Annotated in this window: 10 protein-coding genes; 8 read left to right on the forward strand and 2 right to left on the reverse strand. The window is 71.0% G+C overall.

Going from position 1 to position 12,697, the window contains the following annotated elements:
• Positions 1 to 50: 50 nt before the first annotated feature.
• Entirely contained in the window at positions 51 to 1,175 is a 1,125-nt protein-coding gene (locus B2K11_RS00105) for a substrate-binding domain-containing protein (protein ID WP_163615800.1), read from the reverse strand.
• Positions 1,172 to 3,301, reverse strand: coding sequence for a heparinase II/III family protein (locus B2K11_RS00110; RefSeq protein WP_239525497.1), 2,130 nt, complete (start codon positions 3,299 to 3,301; stop codon positions 1,172 to 1,174). Before B2K11_RS00110 ends, B2K11_RS00105 begins: the two co-directional genes overlap by 4 nt.
• A gap of 194 nt (positions 3,302 to 3,495) precedes the next feature.
• Between B2K11_RS00110 and B2K11_RS00115 the strand changes: the two genes are divergently transcribed.
• The 8 genes from B2K11_RS00115 (at position 3,496) to kduD (ending at position 12,670) form a co-directional block, all read left to right on the forward strand.
• Entirely contained in the window at positions 3,496 to 5,589 is a 2,094-nt protein-coding gene (locus B2K11_RS00115; RefSeq protein WP_239525501.1) for a DUF2264 domain-containing protein, read from the forward strand.
• A 49-nt stretch (positions 5,590 to 5,638) separates the two neighbouring features.
• On the forward strand, positions 5,639 to 6,940 hold the full coding sequence (locus B2K11_RS00120; RefSeq protein ID WP_163615802.1) for an extracellular solute-binding protein: 1,302 nt from the start codon (positions 5,639 to 5,641) through the stop codon (positions 6,938 to 6,940).
• Between the two features lie 157 nt (positions 6,941 to 7,097).
• Positions 7,098 to 8,030 carry a sugar ABC transporter permease gene (locus B2K11_RS00125; RefSeq protein WP_163615803.1) on the forward strand — a complete coding sequence of 311 codons (933 nt, stop codon included), beginning with the start codon at positions 7,098 to 7,100 and terminating at the stop codon, positions 8,028 to 8,030.
• Positions 8,030 to 8,989, forward strand: coding sequence for a carbohydrate ABC transporter permease (locus B2K11_RS00130; RefSeq protein ID WP_163615804.1), 960 nt, complete (start codon positions 8,030 to 8,032; stop codon positions 8,987 to 8,989). Before B2K11_RS00125 ends, B2K11_RS00130 begins: the two co-directional genes overlap by 1 nt.
• 4 nt (positions 8,990 to 8,993) lie before the next feature.
• Positions 8,994 to 9,701, forward strand: coding sequence for a ferredoxin-NADPH reductase (locus B2K11_RS00135; protein WP_163615805.1), 708 nt, complete (start codon positions 8,994 to 8,996; stop codon positions 9,699 to 9,701).
• A 79-nt stretch (positions 9,702 to 9,780) separates the two neighbouring features.
• Positions 9,781 to 11,001 (forward strand): glycoside hydrolase family 88 protein, encoded by a 1,221-nt coding sequence (locus B2K11_RS00140; RefSeq protein WP_163615806.1) that lies wholly within the window; start codon positions 9,781 to 9,783, stop codon positions 10,999 to 11,001.
• On the forward strand, positions 10,998 to 11,909 hold the full coding sequence (locus B2K11_RS00145; RefSeq protein WP_163615807.1) for a fumarylacetoacetate hydrolase family protein: 912 nt from the start codon (positions 10,998 to 11,000) through the stop codon (positions 11,907 to 11,909). Before B2K11_RS00140 ends, B2K11_RS00145 begins: the two co-directional genes overlap by 4 nt.
• A complete protein-coding gene (gene kduD, locus B2K11_RS00150; RefSeq protein ID WP_163615808.1) occupies positions 11,906 to 12,670 on the forward strand; it encodes a 2-dehydro-3-deoxy-D-gluconate 5-dehydrogenase KduD in 765 nt (254 codons plus the stop codon). The genes B2K11_RS00145 and kduD overlap by 4 nt, the downstream gene beginning before the upstream one ends.
• The last annotated feature ends 27 nt before the right edge of the window (positions 12,671 to 12,697 follow it).

Raw genomic sequence — 12,697 nt, forward strand, 5'->3', positions numbered from 1 at the left:
CTACCCTTTCGCGCTTCCGGGCGTTGCGGGAAGCAGCGGGAAGCAGGGGGTCAGGCGCCGCGGGGCGATGCGGTGGAGCCGCGCACGTTCAGCGTCGGGTTCAGCACGACACGGTGCACCGGGCGCGTCGGATCCTCGATGCGCCGAGCCAGGAGGTCCACCGCGGCGCGACCGACCGAGTTGCGCGGCGGGCTGACGGCGGTGAGCGCGGGGGTGAACAGCTCGGCCACCTCGTCGTCGTACGCGACGACCGACAGGTCGCCCGGCACCGAGATGCCGCGGTTGAGGGCCAGGTCGACGAACGCCATCGCCTCGGGATCGGAGTGGACGAGGATCGCGGTGACCGAGTTGGCCAGCGCGGCGTCGAGCGTCGCGTCGACGACGGCTGAGAAGTCGGGGCTCGTGCGCGGCGGGAGGCTCGTCTCGAAGTGGTCGGAGGGTGTGAGGCCGAGCTCGATGCACGCGGCCTGCCAGCCGGCCGCGATCTTGCGGGAGGTGGGCGAGTCCCGCGCGATGATGAGTCCGACGCGGCGATGGCCGAGCGCGGCGAGATGGCGCGCGGCGAGCACCGCGCCGAGCGCGTGGTCGGTCGTCACGTTCTCGACGGGGCTGCCTCCCTGCAGCGATCCGGCATCGGGCAGCACCACGGCATCGCGCTCCACGAGCACGCTGGGCACGCCGCACTCGGCGAGCCACTGCACGACATCCTGTGCGTGCGGGGTGTCGGTGTTCGGCGCGACGACGAGTCCGCGCACACCGTCGGCGTGCACGAGGCGCTCGAGCACCGGGCGCTCGTCCTGCAGCTCGTACGACGCGCCGCGCAGCACGACGCGCAGGCCGTGGCGGGTGGCCTCGGCCTCGGCGCCGCGCACGACGCTCGGCCAGTAGAAGCTCAGCGACGGCACCAGCATCGCGATCGAGCCGGCGCGGGTGACGGTGACCGGATGCCCCGGCTCCACGTCGTCGAAGGCGCCCGCGGCGGGAACGGCGCCGCCGTGCACGCGCACCAGCAGCCCTTCGCGCTCCATCTGCGCGAGGTCGCGACGCAGGGTGACCGGGGCGACGCCGAGGTCGTCCATCAGCTGCGCGACCCGTACGGCGCCGTCGCGCTCGAGCGTCGCCAGCACGTGCGCCCGCCGCTCGGCGGCGAGCAGTGCCGGAGTCTGGTCGGTCATCGGGCGTCCTCCGGGTTCGTCAGGTCCAGTTCTACCGTGACGGTGACGCTGTCGCGCGCCGTCACGTCCAGATCCAGCCGGGTCAGTCGTGCGCCCCACACGCTGGTGAGCATGGGGTCGTCGAGCTCGCGCACCACGAGCGACGCGGTGACGCCGTCGGACCACGAGATGCGCACGGGCGTGGCGCCGTCGAGGGGAGTCACGACGACCGCGCTCCCCTGCTCCCGCCGCACGTCGCCGGCGAGCAGCATCCGCACCTGCGTGGGCGCTTCGGGATCGGCGGTCGCGTGCGCCAGGGCCGGAGCGTTCCCGTCGGCTCCGGGCGTTTCGTCTCGGCGTTTCGACTCGCAAGCTCGCTCAACGACCACGTTCCTCGCTCGCTCAACGAGCGAGGATTGCCAGGAGTCCTCGACGACGACGCGGCGCGCGGGCCGTTCGAGGCGCACCGCTCGATGCCACGACGCGGCGCCCGGGTAGGCGCCGGAGAGCTCCAGGGTGAGCGCCGCGACGTCGTCGCCGAGCGCGACCTCGACGTCGGAGGCCGCGAACGCCGCACCCGGGTTCTGCTCGAGCCCGCCGATCACGGGCACGTTGTGCCAGCCGCTCTGCATCGTCCAGATGTCGTAGCGGTCGGGGCCGAACGTCTGCAGCGTGTACGTCGGACGGCCCGCGTCGACGATCACGGGCACGCCGTCGGACGCGACGACGAACGAGCCGACGTCGTTGTGGTTGTGGTGCTCCCCGTTGTGGCCGCCCTTGACGGCGACGGTCAGTCCCCGGCTCGTGCCGCCGCGCTCGCGGGCGAGCATCACCTCGGTCGAGGGCAGCCACACGTCCTGCGGGAACGGCGACGACGTCTGCGCGGCGTCGACCCACACGGGATCGGTGATGCCGCGCAGCAGCCGGCCGAACCCCTCGTGCTCGGTGGCGGCGGGGGTGCCGGCGATGCGATGCGACGCGGCGTGGGCCGCGGCATCCGTGTCGCCCGCTCTCCGCGCCGCCCGGTGCAGCACATGCCAGGGCTGCGCGGCCGGGACGCGCGCCTGCCCGTCGGCGAGGTTGAGGTACCAGTCACCGCCGAGGTGCATGCGGTGGGGGAAGGCGACGGTCTCCCGCAGGGCCGGGATGCCCGACGCGTCGAGCACTCCCCCGGTGGCGTGGTGCAGCAGGTCGAGCGTCTCGAGGGCGCGGCACGCGCCGTTCCACCAGTAGGCGTATCCCTCGTCGATCGCGCCGTCGGGTGGCAGCACCGACACGTAGCGGTCGATGCCCTCGATCGCGAGGGCGACGATGTGTGCGCGCTCCCCCGCGTCGGCGGGTTCGTCGAGCAGCCGCAGCGCCGCGAGCAGCACGTTGCCGTGGATCCAGGGGTTCCAGTTGTGCACATCGCCGTCGAGTCCGAGCCAGTGCCAGTCGCGGCGCCGGGTGAACGGGTCGAACACGCGCACGCGGGCCTCGTGGCGGATGCGGGAGCGGATGCCGGGGTACCGGGCCTCGAGCCGCGCGCCGAGGAGGTGATCGACCCAGGTCAGGAGCGCCACCGCCTCCCCCGCTCCCAGGTCGAGATACGGCGCCGTCACCGTCGGGAGCACCGACCCCCGCTCGCGGAACGCGTCGTCGTGCGCGGGCCAGCACCACGAGCTCTGCTCGCAGATGAGCCACACGCCGTCGAGCACCTCGGCGAGCCAGAGTGCGCCGATCTCGTCGTCGGCGTGGTGTGCAGCGGCGATCGCGGCGCGGGCGAGGCGCCGCTGGCGCTCGAACACGATGCTCTCCCAGCCCTCGCGGTCGCCGTCGTCGTGCAGGCGGGCGGTGGCGGTCGCCAGCGGCACCGGCCAGGCCGTCGCCCGCTCGGCGGCGGCGCGCTGCAGCACGTCGCGGATCGCGACGGGGTCGGCGCTCCCTTGCGGGCCCCAGGCCCGCCGGTCCTCGGCGGCCGGGACCGGGAGCGCCCGCTCGGCGGGTGACAGGAGCGCGGTGAGGGCGGTCTCGAATCCGGCGGCGTCGACGCCCGCCTGAGCCAGGTAGACGGCGGACAGCGCACCGCGGAAGGCCGCTTCCGGCGACGAGTCAGGGGTCGCGCGGGAGGCGCCTGCTGCAGGCGTGGGGACCGTCGCGGTCGTCAAGGTTCCTCCTCGTTGATTCACCATGGTGAGAGCGGGCGGCCGCTTCCGGCGGGATCCGGAGCCCGAAAGCGATCATAAACGATCATAACGAATCTCAAACAATCTTGCAATGAACGAATCGGGTTGATACAGTCCCAAACGTTCGCTTTCCGCTGGCACGACGCGGAGAGAAGTAGGCATCAAGGGAGATCCCAGTGACGGTCCAGCAACCCACCACGTCGGCGCGCATCGCGACGGGTTCTGCCTGGGCTGCTCGTGAGTGGACCCGGACGGAGTGGCTGGCCTACGCCGACCACCTGCTCGACACCGCTCGCACGCACGCATCTCCCGGTGCGGGCCGCATCCACTTCCCCGGTGCCGAGGGCGGCTACGGCCACGCCGTCGACGGGCTCGAGGGCTTCGCGCGCACGTTCCTCCTGGCGGGGTTCCGCATCGCCGGCGCGCGCGGCGAGGGCACCGAGGAACTCGCCGACTTCTACCGCCGCGGCATCGTCACGGGTGTCGACCCGGATGCCGAGGACCGCTGGGTCCGTCTGGACGAGCACGCGCAGGCCAAGGTCGAGGCCGCGTCCCTCGCGCTGGTGCTCGACATGACGCGGCCGTGGATCTGGGACCGCCTCGACGCCCTCACGCAGGAGCGCGTCATCGCGTACCTCGCCCCCGTCGTGGGCGACGCGACCTATCCCAAGACGAACTGGCTCTGGTTCCGCGTCGTCGTGCAGACGTTCCTCCGCTCGGTCGGCGGGCCGTGGTCGGCGCAGGACATCGCCGACGACCTGGCGCTCCACGACGTGCTGGTGCGCGAGGACGGCTGGATCTCGGACGGCTTCGAGCGCTCCTACGACCACTACGTGGGCTGGGCGCTGCACACCTACCCCGTGCTGTGGTCGCGCATGCAGGGCGCCGACGAGCTCACCGCCGGCCGCACCCCCGGCGACATCGCGCGCCTCGACCGGTTCCTGCAGGATGCCGTCGCCCTCGTGGGCGCCGACGGCTCGCCGCTCGTGCAGGGTCGCAGCCTCATCTACCGCTTCGCTGCAGCGGCGCCCTTCTGGGTCGGCGCGCTCGCGGAGGTCCCCTCAGTCTCGCTCGGCCGGCTGCGGCGCGCGGCGAACGCCGTCGTGGCGCATTTCGTCGAGCAGGGCGTCCCCGGCGAGGACGGCGTCCTCACCATGGGCTGGCATCACGAGTGGCGCGAGCTCGCGCAGTCGTACTCCGGACCCGGCTCGCCGTACTGGGCGGTCAAGGGCCTGCTCGGCATCTCGCTGCCCGCCGACCACCCGGTGTGGGCCGCCGAGAGCGAGCCGCTGCCCATCGAGGCGGGCGACGAACTGCGCGCCGTGCGTCCGGCCGGCTGGGTGATCTCGGGCACGCGCGCCGACGGCATCGTGCGCATCGCCAACCACGGCACCGACCACGCCGCCGACGGCAGCCTGGTCGGCGACTCGCCGCTGTACGCCCGCATCGGCTACGCGACCGCGGCGTCGCCGCTCGCGAACCAGCGTGCCTTCGAAGAGCCCCTCGAGCAGTCGGTCGCCCTCGTCGACGACGCCGGACGGGCCACCCACCGCGCCGCGATGGACCTCATCGACGTGCGGGTGCAGGACGACGAGCACGGCCGGGTCGGCATCGCCGCCTCGGTGTCGCGCGCTCACTGGATCACGCTGCGGCCCGTCTCCCACCGTCACGGCTCGGGCATCGACGGCGACGTCGAGATCGCGGGCATCGTCGAGGTCCACTCGCTCGTGCGCGGGCCGTGGGAGGTGCGCCTCGCGCGCGTCGGCGCCCTCGAGCCCGGCCTGGACCCCCGCGCGCTGCGCCTCCGCGTCGGCGGCTGGGCCCTGGCATCCCACGAAGCGCCCCGTTCCTCAATCGAGGGGGAGAAGACAACGGTCCCCACGCCCCCTCCAGGCGCCGCTGGCGCGTCGCCCGGAGCCTCCGGGCGCGTGGGCCCAGCCGCGGCCTCGGTGGTCGCGAACGGGCTGAGCTCCGGCATCCGTCCCCTCATCGGGAGCGGCACGCTCTCGATCGAGACGCGCGAGGACGCCAGCCCCCTCGGACCCCTCGCCGCCGTGCCGGTCGTGACCTACCCGGTCGTCCCGGGGGAGTGGAGCGCGACGCTCGTCGAGCTCACCACCGCAGATCTCGCCGCGCTCGGAGACGGCGCGGGGAGCGTCGCCGTCGGAGGCGACGGCGGACAGACCACCGTCACGGTCACCTGGCCGGACGGAACGGCGACCACGAGTCGCCTTGCACACCCCGGAACCGCGTCCGTCGCGAACCGGTAACCCGATGGGCCCGAGGACGGGTCCGCAATCACAAAGGAGTACCCCCAGAATGAAGCGTTCATTCGCTGCCGCGGCCGGCGTCGCCGTGGTCGCCACGCTCGCTCTCGCCGGCTGCAGCGGCGGCGGCGAGGCCGCCCCCGAGGAGTCGTCGGGCCCGGTCACCCTCTCCCTGTCAGGCTGGAGCCTCGACACCACGCCCGAATTCCAGAAGCTCGCGGACGCGTTCCACGAGGAGAACCCCGACGTCACGATCGAGCTCAAGGGCTACGACGCGACCGAGTACAACACCCTCATCACCGCCGACCTCGCGGCCGGCTCGGGTCCCGACATCATCACGCAGAAGGAGGTCAAGTTCGTTCCGACCTTCGTGAACGGCGGCCAGCTGCTCGATGTGTCGGACGTCGAGCTGCCCGACGGCATCAGCGGTGCCGGGTCGTACGAGGTCGACGGCACCGCCTACGCCGTGCCGTACCGCAACGACTCGTGGGTGCTGTACTACAACAAGGCGCTGTTCGACCAGGCCGGCGTCGAGTACCCGGACGGCTCGTGGACGTGGGACGACTACAGCGACGCCGCCGCGGCGCTGACCGAGGGCATCGCCGGCGCGGGCGGCACCGCGAAGGGCGCGTACCTGCACAACTGGCAGTCGACGGTCCAGGGCTTCGCGAACGCGCAGTCGGACGGCGACATCCTCGAGGGCGAGTACGACTACATGGAGCCCTTCTACGACAACGTCCTCGCACTGCAGGACGCGGGCGACCAGCTCGACTTCAACACCGCGAAGGCGAACCAGGTCACGTACCAGGGCGAGTTCGGCAAGCAGAACGCCGCCATGCTGCCCATGGGCACGTGGTTCGTCGCGACCCTCATCGCGCAGCAGGCGTCGGGCGACGCGGATGACTTCGAGTGGGGCATCGCGCCGATCCCGCAGGTCGACTCGGACACCGCCGGTCTCGACAACACCCCGGTGACCTTCGGCGACCCGACCGGTTTCGGCATCAACGCCGGCATCGACGAGTCCAAGGTCGCGGCCGCCAAGGAGTTCCTCGCCTTCGCCGCCGGCGAAGAGGGCGCGCAGGTGCTCGCGGGCATCGGCATCACGCCGGCGCTGCTGACGGACGGCGTCGTCGAGACGTACTTCTCGGTCGATGGCGCACCGTCGGACGACCTGTCGAAGTTCGCGTACTCGACGCACGAGGTTCACCCCGAGAACCCGACGTCCGACAAGGCGGCGGCGATCCAGGGCATCCTCGGCGACATGCACACGGCGATCATGTCGGGCTCCAAGTCCGTCGCGGACGCCATCACGGAGGCGCAGGACCGCGTCGCCAACGAGGTCGGCACCGACTGATCCCTCGTCGTCCGCCCGGCCCGGGACCTTCTCCCGGGCCGGGCGGGCGGCACCCGGCGCCTGACGCGCCGACCCACCGGACACCCGGTGACCGGCCCGCTCCCCGCGGGCGGGCCGGTCACCGCCCCCGCTACATCCACCCCACTGGAGGTCCGCCATGGCGACCATCACTGCCACAGAGGCCGGCACCGCGCCGCCGCCCGTGCGCCGCCGGCGCTCGAAGCTGCGGCTGCGCAACACCCTCATCGGGTGGAGCTTCATCCTTCCCAACTTCCTCGGCTTCGGGCTGCTCACGCTGGTCCCGATCGTCGTGCTGTTCTACATGTCGTTCACGAACTGGAACGTCTTCGGCACGGCGAACTGGGTCGGTCTCGCGAACTTCGAGCGCCTCATCGGCGACGGCAGCTTCCGCATCTCGGTGATCAACACCCTGTACTACTCGGTGCTGCACATTCCGCTGACGATCCTCGTCTCGCTGGGCCTGGCACTCCTGCTCAACAACAAGATCCGCGGCGTCGCGTTCTTCCGCACCGCCGCGTTCTTCCCCTACATCACCTCGATCGTCGCGATCGCGGTCGTCTGGAACCTGCTCTTCAGCCCCGAGTACGGCCCCATCAACGAGTTCCTCAGGTTCATCGGCATCCAGAACCCGCCCGGATGGCTCACCTCGCCCGAGTGGGCGATGCCCGCCGTCGTCATCGTCGGCACGTGGCGCGACATGGGCTACTACATGATCCTGTTCCTCGCCGGCCTGCAGACGGTGCCCCGCGAGCTGCACGAGGCCGCCCGCGTCGACGGTGCGAACGTGTGGCAGCGGTTCGTCAACGTGACGCTGCCGTGCCTGCGCCCCACGATGTTCTTCGTCACCGTCATGCTGACGATCAACTCGTTCAAGATCTTCGACCTGATCCTCGTCATGACCGACGGCGGTCCGGGTCAGTCCACCCTCGTGATGTCGCAGTTCATCTACCGCAAGGGCTTCGAAGAGAGCCAGTTCGGCTACGCCTCGGCCGCCGCGGTGGCGCTGTTCTTCATGTGCATCATCGTGACGATCGTGCAGTTCCTCTGGAACAAGAAGCGGAGCAGCTGATGGCCGAGCAGATGGAGAAAGTCCCCGCAGACCAGCTGGTCGCGGACTTCACACCCCCGACCTCGGCCGTGCGCGGCCTCCGCAAGCTCTCCGAGCAGAAGCCGCGGCGCGCGGTGAGCAGCGAGAAGATGACCCCCGGTCGCCGCGTGGGACGCATCGCGCTGTATGCCGCGCTGGTCGTCTTCGCGATCGCCCTGCTGATGCCGTTCGCGTGGATGGTGCTGAGCTCGTTCAAGTCGGCGAACGAGGTGTTCTCGGTGCCGGTGAAATGGTTCCCCGAGACGTGGGTGTGGCAGAACTACATCGACATCTGGACCGAGTCGAACATGCTCGTCTGGATCCGCAACACACTGTTCCTCGCCGTCGTCGTGACCTTCCTGCAGGTGCTCACCGGCTCCTTCGCGGCCTACGGCTTCGCGCGCATGCGCTTCAAGGGCCGCGACGTGCTGTTCCTGCTGTACGTCGGCACGATCGCCGTGCCGTGGCAGTCGTACATGATCCCGCAGTTCATCCTGCTCTCGAACTTCAAGGTGTCGAACACGCTGTGGGCGATCATCCTGCTGCAGGCGTTCGGCGCGTTCGGCGTGTTCCTGATGAAGCAGTTCTACGAGACGATCCCCGAGGAGCTCTCCGAGGCCGCACGCATCGACGGACTCAGCGAGTACGCGATCTGGCGCAAGATCATGCTGCCGCTGTCGATCCCCGCGCTCGCCTCGCTGACGCTGCTGACCTTCGTCAACACCTGGAACGACTACCTCGGGCCGCTCATCTACCTGCGCAACCCCGATCTGTGGACCATCCAGCTCGGCCTCAAGAGCTTCGTCTCGAACCTGTTCGACACGAACTACGCGCTGCTGTTCGCGGGCCTGACGATCTCGGTCATCCCGATCGCGATCATCTTCCTGCTCGGCCAGAAGTACTTCGTCGAGGGCATCGCGACGAGCGGTCTGAAGGGCTGACACCGTGAACAAGCCCAGCGCGCTCAGCAGGCTCAACGGACTCGTCTCGCACGAGACGTGGGCGTCCCTCATCGGGATGATCTACCTCGCGCTCATCGTCAACCTCCTGCTGGTGGTCGCCTGCCTGCCGCTGGTGGTGCTGCTCGTGACCACCGATCCGGTGTACTCGTGGCCGCTACTCGCCGTGGCCGCGCCCCTCGCGGCGCCCGGTCTCGCGGCCGCCTTCTGGGCATTCCGCGAGCACGGCGACGGCGGACTCGGCCCGATCCGCGCGTTCCTCGCCGGCCTGCGCGAGACCTGGCGCCGGGCGCTGGTGATCGGCGCGGCCGTCACCGCCGTCATCGTCGTGCTCCTCGTGGACGTGCGGATGCTGTCGAACACGGCCGCGGCCGTGATCACGGTGCCGCTCCTCGCCGTGCTGGCGCTGCTCGCCATCGCGGTGGGCCTCGTGTCGCTGGTCGCGATCGCCGAGGTGCCCACCGCGCGCCTGCGTGACGTGGTGCGCGCGAGCCTGTACCTGAGTCTGCGGCGCTGGTACCTCACCGCCGTGTCGCTCGCCGCCCTGGCCGCCCAGGTCGCCGTCTTCGCGACGGCGCCCGCGCTGGGACTCGGGCTCACGGCGTCCGCCGCCTTGTTCTTCGCGTGGACGAACTCGCGCTACACCCTCCGTCCCGTGCTCGATCTCGATGAGAAGGCGGCTGCGCCGGCCTGAGGCCGCGGCACTCGTGCTGCCGGCGCGGCACGAGACCGAGCATCCCTTCCCCGCTTCTACTTCCGAAGGATTCCCTCCCATGACGTCCACTTCGCCCGCTGCGGGCACCCGAGCCACGCCCGGTGACCCCCGCGTCGTCCCCGTAGACACCGTTGCGCTCGAGAGTGCCATCACTGCCGCCCTGTCCACGATCCGGCGCAACATCGCGACCTTCGGCGGCGCCTACCCCGACGACACGACGGTGGACGACCGCTACCAGCAGCGTCCGGCCGAGGGCGGCATCCCGCTCGGCGGCAATCGCGGCTGGACCACGAGCTTCCGCACCGGGATGCTGTGGCTGGCGTGGGAGCTCACCGGCGACGAGGCGTACCGCGAGGCCGCGCTGGTCGACACGGCGGACTTCGAGCGTCGCGTGCGCGCCGAGGAGGACCTCGACACGCACGACCTCGGCTTCCTCTACACGCTCTCGACGGTCGCCGCGTGGCGTCTGGCTGACGACGAGGATGCCCGCCAGGCGTCGCTGCTCGCCGCAGATCACCTGATGCGCCGCTTCCTGGAGCCCGCGGGCATCATCCAGGCATGGGGCGACCTGTCGGATCCTGCCCAGCGCGGCCGCACCATCATCGACAGCCTCATGAATATGCCGCTGCTGACATGGGCCCACGAGCAGACCGGCGAGGAGCGCTTCGCCGACGCCGTCACGCGGCACACCGCGCAGCTGCGCGAGCACATCCTGCGCGAGGACGACTCCACCTTCCACACCTTCTACTGGGATGCCGAGACCGGCGAGCCGCTCCGCGGGGCCACCGAGCAGGGCGCGTTCGACGAGTCGTGCTGGGCGCGCGGGCAGGCGTGGGGCATCTACGGATTCGCCATGAACTACGCGGTGACCGGCGACGAGCGGCTGCTCGAGGCATCCCGTCGCTGCACCGAGTACTTCGTGCGCCACCTGCCGTCCGACGAGGTGCCGTTCTGGGACCTCGTCTACACCGACGGCAGCGACGCCCCGCGCGACAGCTCGGCCGCTGCCATCGCGGTCTGCGGTCTGCTCGAGCTCGCCAAGGTCGAGACGGATCCCGACCGCGCGGCCGCATGGGCTGCCCGGGCGCACGGGATGCTCGCGTCGCTCATCGCCAACTACACGCCGGCGACGCCCGAGGACTCGGATGCGCTCATCCTGCACTCGGTGTACGACCTCCCCAAGGACAACGGCGTCGACGAGGGCACGCTCTGGGGCGACTACTTCTACCTCGAGGCACTGATGCGCGTCGTGCGCCCCGAGTGGAGGAAGTACTGGTGAGACTCGTCACGTACGCCGGTGCAGACGGTGCCGCGCGCGCCGGTGCCGTGGTCGCCGGTGCCGACGGCGACCGGGTGCTCGATCTCGGCGGGCTCGCAGGCTCCGTCGTGGAACTGCTGACGGATGCCGCGGCCCTGGCGGCTGCGCGCGCGCAGGTCGCGGCGGCCGAGCACGCGACCGGTGAGGCGGGCGGACTGGCTGCGCTCGACGCAGCGGTGCTCCTCGCCCCGGTGACTCCGGGCAAGATCCTCTGCCTGGGCTACAACTACCGTGGGCACGTGCCCGACGGCGTCGACCCCACAGCGAACGATCCCGAGTACCCGGATGTGTTCGTGAAGACGCCGAACACGCTCGCCGGCCCGAACGAGCCGGTCGTGATTCCGCCGGGTGCGACCGACGTCGACTACGAGGGCGAGGTGGCTGTCGTCATCGGACGCCGTGCGCAGCGGGTCGCGCTGGCGGACGCCCTCGACCACGTCGGCGGGTACACGATCCTCAACGACGTGTCGGACCGCGCGTGGCAGCGTCGGCAGAGCCAGTGGGCGCTCGGCAAGTGCTCGGACGGGTTCGCGCCACTGGGCCCGTGGGTCGTCACACCCGACGAGGTCGGCGATCCGCAGGACCTCCTCGTGGAGGTGGTGCGCGACGGCGTCGTGACGGTGTCGCAGTCCACCTCGACCACGATCTTCAGCGTGGCGTACGTCATCCACCACCTCAGCCAGGTGCTGACGCTCGAGCCGGGCGATGTCGTCTCGACCGGCACACCGCAGAAGCTGCCCGCCGCCCAGGACGCCCACCGACCGCTCGCCGACGGCGACGCCGTCACCGTGCGCATCTCGCGCCTCGGCGAGCTCACCACGCGCTTCGCTCGCTCAACGACCGGTGACAACACAGGAGACAACGCATGATCCTCGATTCGTTCCGCCTCGACGGCAAGGTCGCGCTCGTCACCGGCTCGAGCCGTGGCCTCGGCCAGGGGGCCGCCGTCGCGCTCGCAGAGGCGGGCGCCGACGTCGCGCTCCTCGACCGTGGCGATGCATCGGCGACCGCCGACCTCATCGCCGCGACCGGCCGCCGCGTCCACCGCGTGCAGCGCGACCTCGTGTCGGCGTCGGCCGCCGAGCTCGCGTCGGCGGTCGACGAGGTGATCGCCGAACTCGGCGGTCTCGACATCCTCGTCAACAACGCCGGCACCATCCGCCGCGCCCCCGCCGCGGAGTACCCGGCGGGGGACTGGGACGACGTGCTCGCGGTCAACCTCGATGCCGTGTTCCACCTCTCGCAGGCCGCCGGACGCCACATGCTGGCGCAGGGGAGCGGACGCATCATCAACGTCGCGTCGATGCTCTCGTTCCAGGGCGGCATTCTCGTTCCGGCATATACCGCCTCCAAGCACGCCGTCGCCGGGCTCACCAAGGCCCTCGCCAACGAGTGGGCGGCCGCCGGCGTCACCGTCAACGCCGTCGCCCCCGGCTACATGGCGACCGACAACACCGCACCGTTGCGAGCCGACGAGGGCCGCGCCGCGTCGATCCTGTCGCGCATCCCCGCGGGACGGTGGGGCGAGGCATCCGATCTGCAGGGCGTCTTCGTCTTCCTCGCCTCGGACGCCGCCGCTTACGTGACCGGCGCCATCATCCCCGTCGACGGCGGCTGGCTCGTCCGCTGACCCGCACCCACCGCCCGAGCAACCCAG

The sequence above is a fragment of the Microbacterium sp. B35-30 genome, assembly GCF_010634855.1.
Lineage (GTDB): Bacteria > Actinomycetota > Actinomycetes > Actinomycetales > Microbacteriaceae > Microbacterium.

Bases quoted from the DNA above. Each gene is read 5' to 3' on its own strand.
- B2K11_RS00105 (WP_163615800.1), bottom strand. From the start codon at position 1,175: ATGACCGACCAGACTCCGGCACTGCTCGCCGCCGAGCGGCGGGCGCAC.
- B2K11_RS00120 (WP_163615802.1), top strand. From the start codon at position 5,639: ATGAAGCGTTCATTCGCTGCCGCGGCCGGCGTCGCCGTGGTCGCCACG.
- B2K11_RS00125 (WP_163615803.1), top strand. From the start codon at position 7,098: ATGGCGACCATCACTGCCACAGAGGCCGGCACCGCGCCGCCGCCCGTG.
- B2K11_RS00130 (WP_163615804.1), top strand. From the start codon at position 8,030: ATGGCCGAGCAGATGGAGAAAGTCCCCGCAGACCAGCTGGTCGCGGAC.
- B2K11_RS00140 (WP_163615806.1), top strand. From the start codon at position 9,781: ATGACGTCCACTTCGCCCGCTGCGGGCACCCGAGCCACGCCCGGTGAC.
- kduD (WP_163615808.1), top strand. From the start codon at position 11,906: ATGATCCTCGATTCGTTCCGCCTCGACGGCAAGGTCGCGCTCGTCACC.